The 18,756-nt window shown below is 49.3% G+C and carries 16 protein-coding genes and 1 pseudogene; 15 read left to right on the forward strand and 2 right to left on the reverse strand.

What is annotated here, in order from left to right; all coding sequences use genetic code 11:
- The first annotated feature begins 18 nt into the window (after positions 1-18).
- The 15 genes from H8S75_RS29710 to H8S75_RS29780 all read left to right on the forward strand — a co-directional run bounded on the left by H8S75_RS29710 (position 19) and on the right by H8S75_RS29780 (position 17,610).
- Positions 19-1,410 carry an ABC transporter substrate-binding protein gene (locus H8S75_RS29710; protein ID WP_187024593.1) on the forward strand — a complete coding sequence of 464 codons (1,392 nt, stop codon included), beginning with the start codon at positions 19-21 and terminating at the stop codon, positions 1,408-1,410.
- A 65-nt stretch (positions 1,411-1,475) separates the two neighbouring features.
- Positions 1,476-4,688, forward strand: a complete 3,213-nt coding sequence (locus H8S75_RS29715; protein WP_187024594.1) for a glycosyl hydrolase — start codon at positions 1,476-1,478, stop codon at positions 4,686-4,688.
- A 12-nt stretch (positions 4,689-4,700) separates the two neighbouring features.
- Entirely contained in the window at positions 4,701-6,044 is a 1,344-nt protein-coding gene (locus H8S75_RS29720) for a sulfatase family protein (RefSeq protein ID WP_187024595.1), read from the forward strand.
- A 241-nt stretch (positions 6,045-6,285) separates the two neighbouring features.
- Complete coding sequence (locus H8S75_RS29725; RefSeq protein WP_207729249.1) at positions 6,286-6,849, forward strand: type II toxin-antitoxin system PemK/MazF family toxin; 564 nt, start codon at positions 6,286-6,288, stop codon at positions 6,847-6,849.
- Between the two features lie 476 nt (positions 6,850-7,325).
- The gene (locus H8S75_RS29730) at positions 7,326-7,541 is read left to right on the forward strand and encodes a helix-turn-helix domain-containing protein (RefSeq protein ID WP_187024596.1); all 216 of its coding nucleotides are present in this window, start codon (positions 7,326-7,328) and stop codon (positions 7,539-7,541) included.
- A 281-nt stretch (positions 7,542-7,822) separates the two neighbouring features.
- Complete coding sequence (locus H8S75_RS29735; RefSeq protein WP_187024597.1) at positions 7,823-8,800, forward strand: SIS domain-containing protein; 978 nt, start codon at positions 7,823-7,825, stop codon at positions 8,798-8,800.
- Positions 8,801-8,892: 92 nt separating this feature from the next.
- The gene (locus tag H8S75_RS29740; protein WP_187024598.1) at positions 8,893-10,263 is read left to right on the forward strand and encodes an ABC transporter substrate-binding protein; all 1,371 of its coding nucleotides are present in this window, start codon (positions 8,893-8,895) and stop codon (positions 10,261-10,263) included.
- Between the two features lie 26 nt (positions 10,264-10,289).
- Entirely contained in the window at positions 10,290-11,180 is an 891-nt protein-coding gene (locus H8S75_RS29745; RefSeq protein ID WP_187024599.1) for a carbohydrate ABC transporter permease, read from the forward strand.
- Positions 11,180-12,028, forward strand: a complete 849-nt coding sequence (locus tag H8S75_RS29750; protein WP_187024600.1) for a carbohydrate ABC transporter permease — start codon at positions 11,180-11,182, stop codon at positions 12,026-12,028. The genes H8S75_RS29745 and H8S75_RS29750 overlap by 1 nt, the downstream gene beginning before the upstream one ends.
- 5 nt (positions 12,029-12,033) lie before the next feature.
- Positions 12,034-12,849 carry a PfkB family carbohydrate kinase gene (locus tag H8S75_RS29755; RefSeq protein WP_025531049.1) on the forward strand — a complete coding sequence of 272 codons (816 nt, stop codon included), beginning with the start codon at positions 12,034-12,036 and terminating at the stop codon, positions 12,847-12,849.
- 135 nt (positions 12,850-12,984) lie between these two features.
- A complete protein-coding gene (locus H8S75_RS29760; RefSeq protein ID WP_025531050.1) occupies positions 12,985-13,749 on the forward strand; it encodes a GntR family transcriptional regulator in 765 nt (254 codons plus the stop codon).
- Positions 13,750-13,761: 12 nt separating this feature from the next.
- On the forward strand, positions 13,762-14,424 hold the full coding sequence (locus H8S75_RS29765; protein WP_002602241.1) for a helix-turn-helix transcriptional regulator: 663 nt from the start codon (positions 13,762-13,764) through the stop codon (positions 14,422-14,424).
- 144 nt (positions 14,425-14,568) lie between these two features.
- The gene (locus H8S75_RS29770; RefSeq protein ID WP_187024601.1) at positions 14,569-14,946 is read left to right on the forward strand and encodes a RidA family protein; all 378 of its coding nucleotides are present in this window, start codon (positions 14,569-14,571) and stop codon (positions 14,944-14,946) included.
- 12 nt (positions 14,947-14,958) lie between these two features.
- Positions 14,959-16,182 (forward strand): pyridoxal phosphate-dependent aminotransferase, encoded by a 1,224-nt coding sequence (locus tag H8S75_RS29775; RefSeq protein ID WP_117623645.1) that lies wholly within the window; start codon positions 14,959-14,961, stop codon positions 16,180-16,182.
- Positions 16,183-16,197: 15 nt separating this feature from the next.
- Positions 16,198-17,610: a Na+/H+ antiporter NhaC family protein gene (locus H8S75_RS29780; protein WP_055660306.1), complete on the forward strand. Its 1,413-nt coding sequence runs from the start codon at positions 16,198-16,200 to the stop codon at positions 17,608-17,610.
- A gap of 84 nt (positions 17,611-17,694) precedes the next feature.
- On the opposite strand, the gene H8S75_RS29785 is transcribed toward H8S75_RS29780, so the two are convergent.
- Positions 17,695-18,228: a cysteine hydrolase family protein gene (locus tag H8S75_RS29785; RefSeq protein ID WP_187024602.1), complete on the reverse strand. Its 534-nt coding sequence runs from the start codon at positions 18,226-18,228 to the stop codon at positions 17,695-17,697.
- 59 nt (positions 18,229-18,287) lie between these two features.
- Positions 18,288-18,676: pseudogene (locus H8S75_RS29790) on the reverse strand (winged helix-turn-helix transcriptional regulator).
- Between the last annotated feature and the right edge of the window lie 80 nt (positions 18,677-18,756).

An 18,756-nucleotide genomic window follows, 5' to 3' on the forward strand; every position in this document is an offset into this window, starting at 1 on the left:
ACAGGAGGAAGTAAAGTTATGAGGAAGAGAATTACAGCATTAACAATGGCAGGGGTTATGACAGCGGCACTTCTCAGCGGATGCAGCGGCGGAAACAGCACCAGTACCACCACAGCCGGGGGAACTGCGGACACGACGGGAGCGGAAACGGCTCAGACGACGGCCGGGGGCACCGAGGCAGCAGCGGGAGAGAAGGTGGAGATCACTTACTGGGATCAGAACGCGGATACGAAGAGGACGGAGATTTTCAACAAGCTGATCGCAGATTTTGAGGCGGAGAATCCGAACATCACGGTAAAACTGGTTCCAGTTCCCGCCGATCAGGCGAAATCCAAATACGATGTGGCAATCCAGTCCCACACCGCCCCGGACTGCGGCGGTGTCAGCCAGTACTGGATGAGCGATTTCCTGATTCAGGATGCCCTGGTTCCGCTGGATGACTATATTGCAGAATGGGATCAGAAGGACAAGACTCTCTCCGAGTTCGACGAAAGTATCCGCAGCATGGCTCCAGACGGCAAGATGTATGGTCTTGCGCACATGGTAACTGTGCCGGTTGTATGGTATAATACGGAATTGATGAACAAATCGGGATGTGAGATTCCGGAGGACTGGGACGGTGTGTTTGACTGTGTAGAGAAGATGACCGATAAGGCAAACGGCGTCTATGGATTCTCGATCCGCGGCGGCGCCGGAAGCTCCCAGCAGTTTGAGCAGATGATGTATCAGTATTCCGGCCAGCTGGATATGTTTGATGAAAACGGCAATTCCACGGCCAATGATCCGGCTCACGTGGAGCTGCTTGAGAAATTCGCAAGTATTTACAATGTATACACACCGGAAAGCGATATCACCAATGCGGTGGCTGAGATGAATGCGGCGTTCGATTCCGGTTCCGCGGGAATGATCTTCCATAACCTTGGCTCTTATGGCCAGCACGTACAGACCCTGGGCGAGGACGGATTTGCCGGACTGGTACGGTTAAATGCTGCTAATGGAACGAGAACCATCGTATCCAACGGCGCAATGTGCTTATCCGTATTCAAGGATTCCAAGCATCCGGCAGAGGCCTTTAAGTTCGTCAGCTTCCTGGCACAGCATGAGGCGTGCAGCTACATCAGCGAGCAGATTGGCCAGATTCCCTGCAACAAGGAAGCCCTGGAGGACGAGTGGGTGCAGAAGGCAGGACCGATTAAGGAGGCCGCAGATGCACTTCTCGATTCCAGCACGACGGTGACTACGCTTCCGATCAATGTAATCGGTTACTATGATCTGCATCAGAACACCCTGGTGGAAGGATTCCAGAATGTGCTTCTCGGCAACATGACCGCACAGGAATACTTAGACAACTGGGCGTCTGAGATGACGAGACTGAAGTCCGAGTACGACCAGTATTTACAGTCTAAATAGATCAAAGAATGGAACAAAGATTTCAGAGATGTTTTCAGAAAAGCCCATGAGGCGGAGGAGAGAAAATGGATTGGTTGGACGAATTTAAAAATCCTCCCGCCCGATGCCGTATCAAGCCGTTCTGGTTCTGGAACGGCGATATGGCAGAGGACGAAATAAAACATCAGATAGAGGAAATGTCGGATAAAGGCCTTGGCGGGGCCTTTATCTGTGCAAGACAGGGACAGAAGGTCCCCTATCTGTCGGAGGAATGGTTTAAAAAGGTGAGCTTTGCGGCCGAAGAGGCGGTTCGGTGCGGCCTTGAGACGTGGCTTTACGATGAGTATCCCTATCCGAGCGGTATGAGCGGCGGCGAGGTGCTGCTTGAGCATCCCGAAGCGGAGCATATGGTTTTAAACCACCGGTCCCTGAATCTGCCGGAGGGCGGTACATTTGAGATGAATCTGGGATGGTGCGGACTGCTTTATGCGAAGGCATTTCCGGCAGGGGGGCAGGCAGGAGATGGGAGCGTGGATTTTGCCCATCCGGTGGATCTGGAAGCGTTGGCCGGCAATCTTCAGACGGAAGAGATATACCAGACAACCGGTCTGACGAAATACAACAATAAGCGTTTTTTCACCTATCGGCCGGAACGGATTCTGAAGGGAACGCTGCCGGCGGGAAGCTGGCGGGTGGAAGTGTATACCCAGACGGCCCTCGGCGAGTTTAAGTATTACGGAGGCTTTTTCGATCCGTGTTCGAAGGAAGCGGTACAGACATTTTTAAAGACGACCCATGAGAAGTATGAAAAGTATATGGGGGAGAAGTTTGGAAGCCGGATTTACGGCATGTTTTCCGATGAGGTGGGGCTTCTAAGCCCGATCCCGTGGTCCAAACGGCTGCCGGAATACTTTAAGCAGGTGAAGGGGTACGATCTTCTGGAACATTTGCCTGCGCTCCACAATGCCGCGTATGAAAATGCTTATGCCATACGGTATGATCTCTATGACGCCATCCATAAGCTGTTTGTGGAGAGCTACCATAAGCAGGTGTCGGACTGGTGCGGGAGCCACCATCTGGAGTACGCCACAGAGGTTCCCTCCATGCGCATGAGCACGCAGCGCTACAGCGCGATCGTGGGCGGAGACACGGCCCATGAGAAGCTGGGCCGTCCGCTGGAATGGATCTATGATGAATATATCCGCAAATACCGTTCCAACGCGAAAGCAGTCAGCTCTCTGACACGCCAGCTGGGAAAGCAGTTTTCCATGATCGAGAGCTTCCACAGCCTGGGATGGACCATGACGCTTCAGGATGCAAAGTGGATGTTTGACCGGCTGGGAGCAAGCGGAATTAACTTTTACAACGTGCACGCGTTTTATTATACCATCGACAGCATTACGAAGCATGACGCACCGCCTTCCCAGTTTTTACAGAATCCGTACTGGAAGCATTACCGCCTCCTGGCAGATTACGCGGGGCGGCTCGGTACGTGGGTGACGAACACGGAAGCCGATATCCATGTGGCGGTGCTCGACCCGGCGGCGACGCTGTGGGCGTATCTTGGCGAACCGTTTATCGGTTTCGTCTACCAGGGAGAGGATGAAGCGGAACGGCAGAAATGCGACCAGGTGCGAAAGGACTGGGTTGCGGTCTGCAAGGAACTCCTGTTTAACCAGATTGATTATGAACATCTCGACACGGAAATCCTGGAACACGCAGAAATCCGGGACGGCGAGATTCTCATCGGCAGGGCCTCCTACCGTGTGCTGGTCATACCGCCCACCGATTTTATCGAGGCGGCGGCCTGCGAGAAGATCCGGGAGTTTGCCGCCTGCGGCGGAAAGATCGTTTTCCTGGGAAATCTGCCGGAGGCGGTCATCGACAGGAAGCAGGAACGGGCTGACTGGACCGGTCTGGAGCTGAATCAGCGGGAGGACAGGCGTTACTTCGAAGAGATCCGGGATGGCGCCTGGTGTGAATGGTGCAGGGAGGCGGCCGACTTATCTTTCGGAATTAAGACCCGGGATTCGGAGCGAAAAGATATCATCAGCTCTGTCAGGGAAGACGGCGGGGCGTATTACGTATTCCTGGTAAATCAGGGCGGCCGTGATACGGAAGTGTCCGTCACGTGCAGACGGGCTGGATGCGTGTATGACGGGGAGCTGTGTCTCGATACCGGAGAGGTGAAGACGGCGGCGGCTCCGGCTCCGATGGAGGCGGTTTCGCTGCGGGCGTATGAGAGCCGGATGCTGCGGTTTGGAAAGTGCGGTGAGAAGGGGATGGAGGGTGAAGCGGTTGGTATCGACGGTGAGAGCGGCAAGGGCTGCGAGACTGTTAAAGGCTGCGAATCTGTCAATCACTGCGATTATGGCAGCAGGCGTATACTGCGCAGCAGTGAGCAATCGCCGGAAAAGCTGGTAATCGACACTTCCGATCCGATGCCTGTCACCATCGAAGGCGGCAATATTTTCCGACTGGAAGAATTTTTAATATCCCGGGACGGGGAGGAATGGTTTGAGGTGCCCGTGAAGACCTTTATTGAGCAGTGTGCCGACCAGTCCTGCCTGAAACCGGAGGATTATCAGTTTACCGGAGCCTTTGGAATTCCAAAGAAGATTTCGATTCACTATCCGCTGGCGGTGACCTATAAGACCGGCTTTGAGGTGGAAACGGTGCCGGAGACGTGTTCGCTTCTGATGGACCGGGGCGCGGTAAAGGATACGTGGCGTATGACGCTGAACGGGGAAGAAATCGCTACTGAGACATTCCGGAGCGTATTTATCAATGATCAGAACAATAGGATGGCGGACATAGCCCCATTTCTGAAAAAGGGCTGGAATGAACTGGCGGTGGAAGTGACGCTCACGAAGGATTCTGACGGGATCCGGGATCCGCTCTACTTATATGGAGACTTCGGTGTGAGTGAGACGGAGGCAGCAGGCCGCAGAAGACTCACTGCGAAACCGGAGACTGCGGCGTTTACGCTGGATTACATCAGGGGATTCCCCTACTACAGCGGGACGTTTACCTTCCGGACTGTGCTTGATGTGAAGACGGTTCCACAATTGTTTGACTTAGAGCTGGATAAGAAGGATCAGTGCCATGAATGCCTGGAAATCATAGTAAACGGTGTTTCCGCCGGTGTGCGGGCGTTTTCCCCGTATACGTGGCACGGGGACGGAGCGATGTTAAGGCAGGGAGAAAATCAGATAGAAATCCGTCTCACCAATACTCTCGCCCCCATGCTTGACGGAACCTGGTTTGATTATGAGAAACACTGTCTTGTAAAATGTTAAGAGGAGAAGCTTATGAAACCAAATGTGATTGTTTTTTTTACGGACCAGCAGCGATCGGATACTACCGGAGCGGGCGGTAATCCCTGCGGATTGACGCCGAACTTTGACCGGGTGGCATTTACGGGGACGTACGCATCGACTGCGGTTACGCCCCAGCCGGTGTGCGGGCCGGCCAGAGCGGTGCTGCAGACTGGAAAATACGCTACCTGTACAGGAAATTACCGGAACGCGATTCCTCTGGGAAGAGATCAGAGGACCATGGCCCATTACTTCCATGACGCCGGGTATGACACCGCTTATATCGGTAAATGGCATCTGGCGTCGGGGCGGCACGAGGTCCAGAAGGAGGAGCGCGGCGGATATGACTGGTGGCTGGGCGCCAATGCCCTGGAGGCTACCTCCAGACCGTATGATACCCTTGTATATGACAATGAGAACCGGCCGGTGAAGCTGCCGGGGCACCGAATTGATGCCCTGACGGATGCCGCGGTCCGCTACATCGATGGCCATCAGGACCAGGATAAGCCGTTCTTCCTATTCCTGTCCTTTTTGGAGCCTCATTTCCAAAATTGTTTCGACGATTTTTCAGCCCCTCACAGCGGGGCTCCCATCAATCCGCTTTATATGCCGCCGGATTTAGGCGCGCTCGGCGGCACGTCATGGCAGCACCTGGGCGGATACTACGGTATGGTGAAACGGCTGGATGAGGCCTTCGGACGAATCCGGGATGCACTGGAAAGCCTTCATATGACGGAGGACACCATCCTGTTGTTCACCAGCGATCACGGATGCCATTTCAAGACGCGGAATGCGGAATATAAGCGTTCCTGCCATGAAAGCTCTGTCCGCATTCCAATGGCATTTTACGGACCGGGATTTACAGGGGGCGGCAATGTTGCGGAGATTGTCAGCCTGATCGATGTTGCACCGACCCTTCTCGATGCATGCGGGATTCCGGTTCCGGAGGACATGCAGGGCCATTCCCTCATGCCTCTGCTGGGCGGAAAGAAAGCTCCGTGGCCGAAGGAGGCGCTCATCCAGATCAGCGAGGCGGAGGTCGGCCGGGCCATAAGGACGAAACGGTGGAAGTATTCGGTTCAGGCCACTGACCGGGATCCGGTTTTAGACCAGGGAAGCGGCGTGTATACCGAGATGTATCTCTACGACCTGGAACACGATCCTTATGAACTCCATAATCTGATTCATTCCAGGGCCCACCAGGAGGTATGCCTCGCGCTGGGGGAGAAATTGGTCAAGCTTATGAAGGAGGCGGGAGAAGGAGAGGCTGTGATTCTGCCGCAGGAGAAGGAGAAGATTGGACAGCTGGCTGTGTTTGACGGGGAAGAGCTGTTATAGAAAATAAGATTGTGTGAGTGCTTAGAAAGACATGCTGATTATGAAAATCTGTATGTCTTTTTAAACGTTCCTTACAAATGTAATTTATTTAATGTTTTTTAGTTTGATTGCAGTTTTAGGATTAGTATGGTATACTGATTTTACCAATAACGGAGGTAAAAATTAAATAAATATAGATTTATTAAAAACTCAACAATATCTCGATTGGTTCAAAAACAAACTATACTTAAACGCGGTTGCGCTGTCATCTGGAAAGCGTACCGTTTTCCGTGGTCAGGTCTATCAATGCAATTTAGGTCTTGGTGTTGGAAGTGAGGAAAGTAAAAACCGTCCTTGTGTAGTTCTGCAATATAATTCTGCAAACAAGACCTCTCCCAATACCGTGGTGGCTCCCATTACCCATACAGCCTCAACACTTCCTGTTGTTGTCCCAATTGCAGACAAACTGGATCATAACGGAAATGTTATTCTTGATGGAAATGTACTTCTCGGAAATATTGTATGTGTTAGCAAAGCTCGTCTTGGTAATTATATTACAGATCTCACGTCCAATGAAATGAAGCAGGTCGATACCGCCATATCATTATCTTTAGATATTCATCACTATTACCAAACATTACAAAACATTTATAAAGACAAGCTTCAATACATAGAAAAGCTAAAAACGACACGCGATATACTTCAAAAGGAGCTTATTGACCTAAAAGGGCAATTAAACAGCTATCATGATCTGCTTACAAAATATCATCTTTCCGATATTCAGTCTCTGGAAAGTTTTTTAGAAAAACATTCAAAAGGTGAGTAGACAAAACGCATTTAACATGTTAGTATATAAATACAAGCAAGTTACTCACGGGTGGAGTAATTATATTTTTTTTCAAGCAGGGAACTACGAGTGAGTTCCCTATATTTTTAGTAATGAATATTTTTTGCATTTCTACATAAGAATACTATTACAATACTCTCCAGACGGGTGCTGGGGAATCTATTGTACCAAGCAAGGGAGCCACGAGTGGGCTCCCATTTTAATACTTCTTTACTGATCAAGAATAGACATAGTCTGTATGTTTTATATATATTTTTTTTCTTTCATAATAACTGAACCGTCAAAAGTTATTTTCCCTAATAAGCCCTCTGATCAGTGTAGCTTAAAGGCTCCATCTGTTTCTGTTTAATTTGGATAAGTCTGGTTGCTGCATCATAAACCTGATAAAATGTAAGAGCAAAAGAACTCGGAAGTTTTTTAAATCGAAGTTTAATATCATGAAGGAGGTATACACAATGCCATTTACTGAATTAAATGTAAAGGAAACCATAGATAGAGAAAGACAGAGTAATCCGGAGTTTGCAAAAGTATGGGACGAAAGCAGAACGGAATATAAGCTGCTTGCCGAGTTGGTCCTTTTATGGAAGGAACAGAAGATGACGCAGATGGATTTAGCAAAAGCTACAGGAAATAAGCAGCAGGTTATATCAAGAATAGAAAAACGAATGTAATCTGCAAATTGTGAAACGTGGTAAAGTATGAGTTCTGAAGCAGCTGTCAATAGACATACCGATTATGATTGAAATCAAAGGATTTCCATAGTCTGTATGTCTTTTTTTATATAAATTACTTTCATTATAAGCAATATGCATATAAGAAAAAAAGAAAAAGAATAAAAATCAAACATAATTTACAAATATATCTTGACATCCATGCTACAATCGTATATTATATAAACACATCATATAACGTTATATAACAACATATAATAATATCGAGTGGAGGATTCATTATGAGACAAGAGCACATCGACCAGATTAACACAGCAGTGGCAGCAGTGGCGGCCAAGGAAGTCATTAATCATTTTTACTTTGTAGCGTGTGGAGGTTCCCAGGCTTTCATGATGCCGGCACAGTACACCTTTGACCGTGAGATTTCAATTCCGGCCAGCATCTACTCTTCCAACGAATTTGTTCACAGAGCTCCAAAGGCATTGGGACCGGATTCCGTAGTCATCACCTGTTCCCATTCAGGCAATACTCCTGAGACCGTAAAGGCAACGGAGGTTGCCAGAGAAAAAGGTGCGCTGACCATCGCCTTATCTCACTTAGAGGATTCTCCATTATGGAACGCCGCCGAATATCCGATCCACTATGACTGGGGAAAAGAGGCGGATGCAAGCGATTTAAACAAGGCTGTGCTATACTATCTGATGTTCAGCATTTTAAACGCAGTCAATCCATGTGAGAAGTATGAGAAGGGCATCGCTTCTGTAGCGAATTTAAATGACGCGATCGAGAAGGCGAAAGCTCAGTATGCGGACACCGTTAAGGCGTGGGGCAGCAAGTACAAGAGAGAGCAGATGATCTACACCATGGGCAGCGGCGCCTGCTACGGCGAGGCATACTCCTTTGCCATCTGCCTGCTGATGGAGATGCAGTGGATTCATTCCCACGCAATCCATTCCGGCGAATATTTCCATGGACCATTTGAAGTGACTGATTTTGATGTTCCGTTCATCATCATCGAGGGCATCGGCGCAACGAGACCGCTCGATGAGAGAGCCTACAGCTTCTGCCAGAAGTATTCCGATAAGATTATGCTGGTGGATGCGGAAACCTTTGATATGACAGGCATTGACGAGGAAGTGAGAGAGTACTTTGCTCCGCTTCTGGCCGGGGCGGTACTTCGTTCCCTGGCAGACGCATTTGCATATGAGAGAGGTCATGACTTAAGTGTGCGCCGCTATATGTGGAGAATGGAATATTAATCTGAACCTTGAAAGAATAAGAGAGAGCGACGGAGTTTTAGCAGGAAGGCTGGAATTCCGTCGTTTTTAGAAAAGAACGAGGAGGATATCATATGAAGAAAAGTATTAAGAAAATCATGGCACTTGCACTGGCTCTTACCATGGGACTGTCACTGACCGCATGCGGCGGGGCAAAGGATGGCGGGGATGCCAAGGCACCCGCAGCGCCGGAGAGTAAGGCGGCGGATACCACTGCGGCAGGCGGCGAAGCGAAGGCAGAAGAGGGATCCGGAGAGAAGGTAGTGATTAACTTCTTCCACCGCTGGCCCAACGACCCGAAGAATTCCATGTTTCAGGAACTGATCCAGGAATACATGGCCGAGAATCCAAACGTCACAATCAACATGGACTGCATCTTAAACGATCAGTACAAAGAAAAAATCCGTATGGTCGTTGCGACAGACGAAGTTCCGGATATCTTCTCTTCCTGGTCGGGAACCTTTGCAAAAGAAATGATTGACTCCGGCAATGTCATGGAGCTGAACGACATCTATGACGGTGACACCGAGTGGTCCTCCAAGATTGCAGGAGCCAGCGTCGATGGCTTTACCTTTGATGGAAAGATCTATGGGGTTCCGTGGTCGCAGGATGGCAAGGCTTTCTATTATAATAAGAAGATATTCGCAGAAAACAACCTGGAAGTGCCGAAGACATGGAATGAATTTATCGCGGCGCTGGACACTCTGAAGGCAGCCGGTTATGAGACCCCGGTGGTTGAGGGATTATCCGATAACTGGGCAATTCTTCACTATCTGGGAACCATGAATCAGAGAATGGTAGATCCGGCTGTGATCGCAAAGGATTACGATGCAGCGACCGGTGAATTTACAGATCCGGCCTACGTAGAGGTGCTTGAAAAATGGAAACAGCTCACCTCCTACATGGGAGATACCTGTGTAGCCATCGATCATGAAACAGCCAGAAATACATACTTTGCAACCGGAGAGGCTCCGATTATGTATTTACAGTTCGCAGAGATCACCATGCTTGAAAAGGTTATTCCGGAAGGCTTTGAATACGGCTTCTTCAATTTCCCGGCTTTCGAAGATGGAAAAGGCGATCCGGAAGGACTGACCGGCGCGCCGGAAGGATTTATGATCAGCAACAAGTCTAAGAATCCGGAAGAGTGTGTGAAGTTCTTAAAGTGGCTGGTCAGCAAGAAGGGCGGAGAAGCTCTGACAACAAAGAGCGGAGAGATATCCAGCGTAGCGGGTGCAGTGGATGAAACCAATGCCCTCCCGGCACAGCTGGAGGCGATGGAGATTATCAAGTCCGCATCCACGCTGGTACCGTGGTTTGACAATGCCTGCGACGCGTCCGTTTATACCGTATACGGCCAGGGGGCACAGGCGATTGCTACCGGCGACGAGACTCCGGAAAGTGTTATGGAACAGGTAAAGGAGGCTGCGGCTGCCTTACATTAATAAAAGGTAACGGGGGGGCTATCCGCTTGAAAAGAGAGAAAAAAAGAAATTTACAGGCATTGGCATTTGCCATACCAGCTATTCTGATTCTGGGAATATTCGTATATTTTCCGCTGATTAAAAATTTTATATACAGTTTTCAGTCCTTTACCCTGTCTTCCACAACGAAGGAATGGGTGGGGTTTGACAACTACAGGCATCTGCTTTCCGATAAGACCATTTTGGTCTCTCTGAAAAACAACATCCTTTATGCTGTCATCTCTATTGTCATTCAGGTGGGATTCGGACTCGTGCTGGCGGCGGTACTGGAGGACATCGCATTCCATAAGTTTGCCCCGACGCTGCGCAGTATCTATTTTATCCCTACCGTGATATCCATGACCGTCGTATGTCTGTTGTTTGATTTTATATACAATCCACAGATGGGCCTGTTAAACAGCTTCCTGGAGCTGGTCGGGCTTGACGGCTTAACGAGGGTATGGCTGGGAAGCAAGAAGACAGCGATGTATGCGGTGATTGCGGTTTCTCAGTGGCAGAGTACCGGGTATGTTGCCATGCTGTTCATTGTGGCCATCCAGAAGATCCCCCGGGATTTATATGAGGCGGCAGAGGTGGACGGTGCCGGAAAGCTGAAACGCTTTTTCTATATAACGGTGCCGCAGGTGCGCCAGATGTTCTTTGTTACCATGATTTTAACGGTTGTCGGTGCATTTACCGTATTCAACGAACCGTATATCTTAACCGGAGGCGGACCGGGAACGGCGACCATGGTGCTGTCGCTTCATATGTACCAGACCGGTTTCGTTAAGAACAATATGGGATACGCATCCACGATCGCCATGCTGATTTTTGTCATAACGGCAATTTTATCTTCCGTACAGTTCGCAAGCTTCGGAACGGAAAAGGAGGATCGCTGATGGAGAAGGTGAAAGTAAAAAAGAGAAGAGTATACGGACCCGGAGAGCTCCTTTGGCTGGCCATTTTATTCCTCCTGGCCGCCCTGATTTTGTATCCGCTGTTCTGGATTCTGATGTCGTCCTTTAAGGACTACAACGGCATTTACGGCGATGTGTGGGGGCTTCCCGATGTCTGGCATGTGGAAAATTATATGACAGCCTGGAACCGGGGGATCTCCCAGTATTTCCTCAACAGCCTGATTGTAACAATATGTACGCTGGCTGGTGTGGTCTTTGCATCGACCTTTTCCGCATTTGGAATCTGCCAGATGAAGGGCAGACTGGGAAATTTCGTATTTCTCTTCTGTCTCTGCGGCCTGCTGCTGTCACCGCAGGTCTGCCTGCTTCCGCTGTTCATGCTGCTGAAGAGCCTGAAGCTTAAGAATACGCTGTTCGCCATGATACTGCCTTACATCGCGTTCCGGCTTCCGGTATCGATCATGCTGATCCGGTCGTTTTTCGTCGGGATATCCAAGGAACTGGAGGAGGCGGCCACCATCGACGGGGCCACGCTGATGCAGATTTACGGACACATATACTTACCGCTGTCCAAACCGATCATCTCAACGGTCATCATCATGACAGCGTATTACGCGTGGAACGAGTTCGTATTTGCCACGATCTTTGTGGACAGCTCGAAGCTTCGCACCATTCCGGTAGGACTGATGGTGTTCCGTGACGGACTCATGACGGAATGGGGCGTCGTATTAGCAGGTATGGTCATCTCCTGTCTTCCGATTATCGTTCTCTTCCTGCTGATGCAGAAGAGCTTTGTAAGAGGCATGACCGCCGGTGCAGTGAAAGGATAGAGGAAATGAAGTTAATTGCAATTGGAGATAATGTAACGGACTGCTATATGGATGAGGGCGTCTATTTTCCGGGGGGCAATGCCGTCAATGTAGCAGTAAACTGTAAGAGAAATGGTGCAGAGCGCGTTAATTATATCGGTGTATTTGGGGATGATGAGCGGGCGGATTACATCAGGGAGTGCCTGACAAAAGAGGGTGTGACCTTCGACCGTTCGAGAAAGGTGTACGCCCATACGGCACAGCCGCGGGTATACCTAAAAGACGGAGACCGTGTCTTCGCTGCGGGGCTGCGCGACAGCTGCCAGCACTTGTTTGCCATGAAAATCGTGCCGGAGGACATGGAGATTATCAAAGAGTATGATATCTGCCATTCCAGCTGTTACTCCAATCTGGAGTATGAGCTTCCGACGCTAAAGGACATATGTGAAGTATCCTTCGATTTCTCCGATAAGCGGGATGAGGCGTATTTGCAGCGGACGTGTCCGTATCTGACGTACGCATTTTTCTCGGGTTCCGACCTGGAGGAGGACGCATGTATCGCCCTGATGAGGAAGGTTCATGAACTGGGGACCAAAATCGTGGGAGTTACGAGAGGCCATAAAGGCGCCGTCTTCTATGACGGAGAACGGGTCTGGCACCAGGGGATTAAGAAGGTGGACGCCATCGATACCATGGGGGCGGGAGACAGTTTTATCGCGGGATTTTTAACTGCGTACGGAGACGGGAAAGGAATGGAGGAGGCACTTGACTATGCCGCCGACCGTTCCGCCGCCACATGCATGATTCGGGGAGGCTTCGGCTACCCTCATAAAATGGAATAAAAATGCAGATTAAATCCGCTTCCCCGGGCTCTCAGGGAAGCGGGTTTTCGGGTTAAAAAGGTTGCCTTGACCGATTTTGTGAGATATAATTGTAAATGGGCATTAAGGATGAAGAAGAGGACAGGAGACGCAGATATGCTAAATCAGAATGCATTGACTCCATTATATGAGCAGCTTAAGAACGCAATTAAAGATGATATACACGCACAGATCTACAGGCCGGGAGACCGGATGCCGAGTGAGGCAGAGCTGGAAGAAAAGTATCAGGTGAGCAGGATTACGGTTCGCAGGGCGGTGAAGGAGTTATGCGAGGAAGAGATACTGGTCCGGAAGCAGGGAAAAGGTACATTTGTACTGAGTACCGGAGTGCAGAGCCGGATCGACCAGCTGGCTGGATTTCATGATTCCATGGAGAGCCAGGGAAGAACGGTTCGGACGGAGATACTGGAGAAATCCATTATTTTCGTGAAGCCATCCTATGCGAATGACCTGCAGATCTCGGTGGATGACAAGGTGGTGTATTTAAAGCGTGTCATGTATGCGGACGATATCCCCATGATGCTGGATATGTGTTACATTCCGCTTAAGCGCTTCCCGGGGATATTTGAGAAAATGGAAGGCAACGTCTCGGTATTTCAGCTTCTGCGCCAGGAGTATCACGCAAAACTGGACCGCTACTACAAGGTGCTCAAGGTGAGAAAGGCCTCCAGGGAATTCTCTGAATATTTAAAATGCGGATTGGGTGATCCGCTGTTCGATATTTTCAAGATCACCTACAACGAAGAGGGCGTGGCCCAGCATATTTCCATCAGTATTTTAAAGGGGGAGAATACCTCCTATGTAATTTCTAACAGCGAGAATGACCAGATGACCCATAGTGGGATCAGCTGGCGGGTGTAAAGGAGAAGTTTTATGGCACAGGGGAATGTTGTTTTCACACCGGAGGATCATCTGATTCTCGAATCCTACAAAACTGTGGTGGAGGGGCTTGCTGAGTATCTGGGAGACGGATACGAGCTTGTACTTCACAGTCTGGAAAATCTGGACAGCTCTGTTATCAAGATTATCAACGGACACTACACCGGAAGGACGGAGGGAGCTCCGGTGACGGACCTGGCGCTGACCATGCTGAACCGGATTCAGACGGAAGGGCTGTCCGGCCATATTTCCTACTATACCCACAACAAGAAGGGCGAACCGCTGAAATCCTCCACGATTACCATCGAGGGGACAAATGGGAAGGTCATTGGCCTGCTCTGCATTAATTTTTACTTAAACACATCGGTCGAGACCTTTGTGTCCGGTTTTCTCCCAAGGGCCGCGGACCACAGCTTTGAAAGCGAAAACTACGCGGACAATCCCCAGGAACTGGTGAACCGTGCCGTCACCGCGGCACAGGCCAAAGTGGAGGCGGATCAGTCCATACTCCCATCGCTGAAGAAGCGGGAAGTGATCGCTCAGCTGGAAGAGCAGGGGATATTCCAGTTTAAGGAAAGCGTGCCTCTGGTTGCTGATATTCTGGGACTTTCCAGAAATACAGTCTATCTTCACTTACGGAATTTAAGAAAAAATTGAATATAATTAATAAAAATTATTTTATTTATTTTTGGATTGACTAAAATATATTTTAGTGATATAGTATTAGTACAGCCAAGGGTGGTATTGACGTAACTTTCAATACCACCCTTTCGTGCATTTTAGAGGAAAGAAGGATGGGAAATGGAAAAAGTAGCGACAGCAGCAGCACCGGCAGCGATCGGACCGTATTCACAGGCGATAACTGCGAATGGATTCGTGTTTACATCGGGGCAGATTCCGCTTGATCCGGCGACCGGAGCGGTGGTGGAAGGGGGGATTACAGAGCAGGCCCGCCAGTCCATGAAGAATGTAAAGGCAGTGCTCGAGGCGGCGGGGGCCGACTTAACCACTGTGGCAAAGACCACATGCTTCCTGGCGGATATGGGAGACTTCGCGGCATTTAATGAAGTGTATGCCGGCTATTTTACGGGGAATCCGGCGAGGAGCTGTGTGGCGGTAAAGGACCTGCCAAAGGGTGTGTTGTGTGAGGTGGAAGCAGTAGCGATTGTAAAATCATAGGAGGGATGTTACATGGATGTAAAAAGGAGAATGAATGATCGTTTCAAAGACCTGGAGGGCGGATTGTTTTCAGCGGTGACCAAGGCCGATGTCGGAGAGGGCGTGGGAAACTTCCTTGCGGCAGGCGGCGCAAACATGGCGTGGGCGGATCCGTTTTATCCGGATCCATCGGTACCGGAATCGGCAAAAAAGGCTATGATGGAAGCGCTGGAGAGCGGAACCGTCAGCCATTATGTGATGCCGATCGGGGACCTGGCATTAAGAAAGGCGCTGGCGGAGAAGATCAGCAGGAGAACGGGACTCCCCATCGATCCGAGCCGTAATGTGATCGTGAGCCCGGGATCGGACAGCGGCCTTCTGTTTTCCATGATGCCGTTTATCGAGGAAGGGGACGAAATCATGATCCCTGATCCCAGCTATCCCAGCAACTTTTTAAATGCAAAGCTTCTGGGCGCGAAGGCGGTTCCGGTGCCTCTCTATGAGGAGGACGGATATCAGCCCAGAATGGAAGAGTTTGAAAAGAGGCTGACGCCGAAGACGAAGATGGTGCTGATCAGCCATCCCAACAATCCGACGACGACCGTGTTCCGGAAGGAGAAGCTGGAGGAACTGGCGGCGTTTATCGTTAAGAATGATCTGATTCTGGTATCCGACCAGGCGTTTGAAGATCATATTTACGATGGAATCGAGTTCGTGGCGCCATGCACGCTGCCCGGAATGTGGGAGAGGACATTGACGGTCTGCTCCATTTCCAAGGGACTGGGACTGTCCGGGTTCCGGATTGGATATATTTACGCGGATGATCATATCATGGATGTGCTTTACGGCGCGGCCGTCAACGTGCTGGGGGCTTCCAATACCCTGGCCAGCATCGGAGCGGTGGCCGCGGTAAGGGATGAGGCATTTTTAAAGAGCAACTATGAGCGCCTGCTTCGCCGCAGGGACTTAGCGTATGAGATCCTGTCAGAGATTCCGGGTGTGACGATGAAGCCAAGTGAGAGCGGAATATTAAGCTGGCTGAACGTGAGCGCGCTGGGGACCAGTGGCGAGGTGGCGGACTACATAAGGGATCACGCCAACATTATGGTCAATCAGGGAACGCCGTATGGTGCACAAGGGGAAGGGCACATACGGATTGTAACAGCCTGTTTTGCCGATGATGAGGAAGCGGCGGGACGTTTCCGTGATATCAAAAGGGCGCTGACAGAACTTGCAAAGGAAAAGGGGATCTGCTAAAAGGGGGAAGCAGTTATGGGTGAGACAAATGCAAATACAAAAGAGAACTTGAAATTTCGCGGCGGTATTTTTATGTCGCTGGTTCCAGTCGCAATATTTTTTGGTTTCTGTGTCGTTTTATTTGTTATTTTCAAGGCATTTAATATGGAAGCGCTGGCCATGGGTGGATTCGTGGCATTGCTGGTCGGCGGAGTGTTCTGCACCAGTTATACAAAATTCTGGGATGCGGCAATTAAGGGCATCTCTTCGATCACAAGCGTTTCTGTTATCGTTATTTTCTTCGTTATCGGTATGTTCAGCGCGTTGATGAAGGCCAGTGGCCTGTCGGGCGGTTTCGTGTGGCTGGCCAATACCATAGGTATGAACGGCGGACTGTTCGTGGCATTTACCTTCTTTGCTACCTGTGTGGTATCGACTGCGACAGGCAGCTCGATCGGAACCATGTTTACCGCGTTCCCTATTTTCTTCCCGGCGGGAGTGGTACTGGGGGGCAGCCCTATGTTTATGGCGGGAGCCATTGTATCGGGTGCGATTTTCGGTGACAATCTGGCGCCGATCAGTGACACGACCATCGCGTCGTCATCGACACAGCAGTTTAAGGACGGCCATCCGGCCGATGTAGGCGGTGTGGTAAGCAGCCGGTTAAAATATTCCGCAGTGGCGGCCTTGATCAGCGTAGTGCTGTTCGCAGTGCTGGGCGGTATGGGCGGAACGTATCAGGGCGGTACCATCGAGGCGGCAGCAAGCCCTGTCAGCCTGATCATGCTGATTCCGGTTATTATCATGCTGATCGTGGCGACTAAGAGCCGCAACATCTTCGCGGGAATCGGAGTCGGACTTCTGCTGGGATTGATCGTGGGTCTGGCAGCAGGACTGTTCACCTTCCAGGACGTATTTGCCAATGATCCGGCCAATAATGCCGCGGTTGGCTTCCTGATCAGCGGTGTGCAGGGAATGCTGGGAACCGTGGGGCTGGTTATCGCGGTATTCGGAATTATGGGCGTGCTGACGGAAGCCGGTATGCTGGATTATATGGTGGAGGCCATCTTAAACAGCAAGGCGGCTACGACTCCGAGGGGCGCCGAGCTTATCTGTATGCTGGGGATCAGCCTCTGTACCATTATCTTCGGCGGTGTTACGAGCGCTTCGATCCTGACGTTCGGCCCGGTGCTTAATAAGGTGGGAAGCGCGAAGAATATCCATCCTTACAGAAGAGCAAACCTGCTTGACGGAACGGCCAACAGTATTCCGGCGATTATTCCGTTCATGAGCGTGTTTGTATTTATCGGAGCGGCTCTGACCGGCTTATCACCGGTGGTTGTGGCCGGAGGTACGATTTATGCGTTTGCATTGTTTGGAGTGTTCTTATTCGCGGTGATTACCGGATGGGGACGGACGATGGAGACGGAGAGTGGCGGAAAGAAGTAGAATTGTATTGTTGAGAGAGTTACCATAAGTCCGTAAATACTGGAAAATCCCGTATTTACGGACTTTTTTTAACTGATTATATTTTTAGAACATTTCTGAACCCAACTTGATGTTGGCAAACTTCTGATTTAATGAAGCCATATATGTGCTCTGAATAAGGCTGGCCGGGAGAGTAACGCCATTCCATTCCAAATCTTTAGTTGCACAGCCATCTGATATCAGTGTAATTTCATAGCCATAATCTTTTGCAGCTCTTATCGTTGTGTCAATACACATATGTGTCATCATTCCACAAACAACCAGTTCTGTGATCTCATTCTCCACCAGTTTGTTTTGCAAATCCGTTTCATAAAAACTATTTGGCTCATGCTTAACAATAACCGTTTCTGTACCCAGTGGTTTAATATCATGATGAATTTGTACACCATCTGTATTTGGATTAAAAAATGTTCCCTGTAAAGACTCATGACGAATGTAAATAACCGGCAGATTCTGCTTCCTGAAATTTTCTAATAAATCTTTTATCGTTTTCAACGCTGCCTCTGGTTTATACAACGGGCATTTTCCATTAGAAAAATAATCATTTTGCACATCGATAATAAGTAATGCTTTTTTCATAGTCTCATATCCTTTCCTGATTCTAATGAAATGATATCGGATAATAGCTTCTATGTAAATTACTTACTTTTTCGTACGTATGGCAGGGTTTCATAACAAATTCCTTTTTCATCAAGGATTTCTGTCATACCATGCCCGACCATGTAGTCTATACCAATTTCCTGCATTATTTTAATTGCGGACAGCATCTTTTCCCCCTGCCCGGTTAAAAAATATTCCACTTTTAGAGGATATCCATCATACGTTTTTTATCAATTAATCCAAAGTGTTTCAATTCACGCAGTTGCTCCAACAGCATTTTTTGGGTAATTCCGGCTATACTGTGATGGAGTTCAGAAAAAGAACATTTTCCATTTCTAAGTTGAAAAATAATGATCGTTTTCCATTTTCCCTTTATCATATCATGAACAAGTTCTAAGGGGCATGTGTAGCTTTCTCTAAGTTTCATTTCATCATCTCCTGTGTGCGATATCTTACATTAATAGGTCTATCTTTCAAAAACAGGGTATGGAACGACTATATTCCATA

Source organism: Hungatella hominis, from assembly GCF_014288005.1.
In the GTDB taxonomy this organism is placed as follows: Bacteria; Bacillota; Clostridia; order Lachnospirales; family Lachnospiraceae; genus Hungatella; species Hungatella effluvii.

Coding starts and splice junctions, on each gene's coding strand:
- H8S75_RS29710 (WP_187024593.1), top strand. CDS start 19: ATGAGGAAGAGAATTACAGCATTAACAATGGCAGGGGTTATGACAGCG.
- H8S75_RS29715 (WP_187024594.1), top strand. CDS start 1,476: ATGGATTGGTTGGACGAATTTAAAAATCCTCCCGCCCGATGCCGTATC.
- H8S75_RS29720 (WP_187024595.1), top strand. CDS start 4,701: ATGAAACCAAATGTGATTGTTTTTTTTACGGACCAGCAGCGATCGGAT.
- H8S75_RS29730 (WP_187024596.1), top strand. CDS start 7,326: ATGCCATTTACTGAATTAAATGTAAAGGAAACCATAGATAGAGAAAGA.
- H8S75_RS29735 (WP_187024597.1), top strand. CDS start 7,823: ATGAGACAAGAGCACATCGACCAGATTAACACAGCAGTGGCAGCAGTG.
- H8S75_RS29740 (WP_187024598.1), top strand. CDS start 8,893: ATGAAGAAAAGTATTAAGAAAATCATGGCACTTGCACTGGCTCTTACC.
- H8S75_RS29750 (WP_187024600.1), top strand. CDS start 11,180: ATGGAGAAGGTGAAAGTAAAAAAGAGAAGAGTATACGGACCCGGAGAG.
- H8S75_RS29755 (WP_025531049.1), top strand. CDS start 12,034: ATGAAGTTAATTGCAATTGGAGATAATGTAACGGACTGCTATATGGAT.
- H8S75_RS29760 (WP_025531050.1), top strand. CDS start 12,985: ATGCTAAATCAGAATGCATTGACTCCATTATATGAGCAGCTTAAGAAC.
- H8S75_RS29765 (WP_002602241.1), top strand. CDS start 13,762: ATGGCACAGGGGAATGTTGTTTTCACACCGGAGGATCATCTGATTCTC.
- H8S75_RS29770 (WP_187024601.1), top strand. CDS start 14,569: ATGGAAAAAGTAGCGACAGCAGCAGCACCGGCAGCGATCGGACCGTAT.
- H8S75_RS29775 (WP_117623645.1), top strand. CDS start 14,959: ATGGATGTAAAAAGGAGAATGAATGATCGTTTCAAAGACCTGGAGGGC.
- H8S75_RS29780 (WP_055660306.1), top strand. CDS start 16,198: ATGGGTGAGACAAATGCAAATACAAAAGAGAACTTGAAATTTCGCGGC.
- H8S75_RS29785 (WP_187024602.1), bottom strand. CDS start 18,228: ATGAAAAAAGCATTACTTATTATCGATGTGCAAAATGATTATTTTTCT.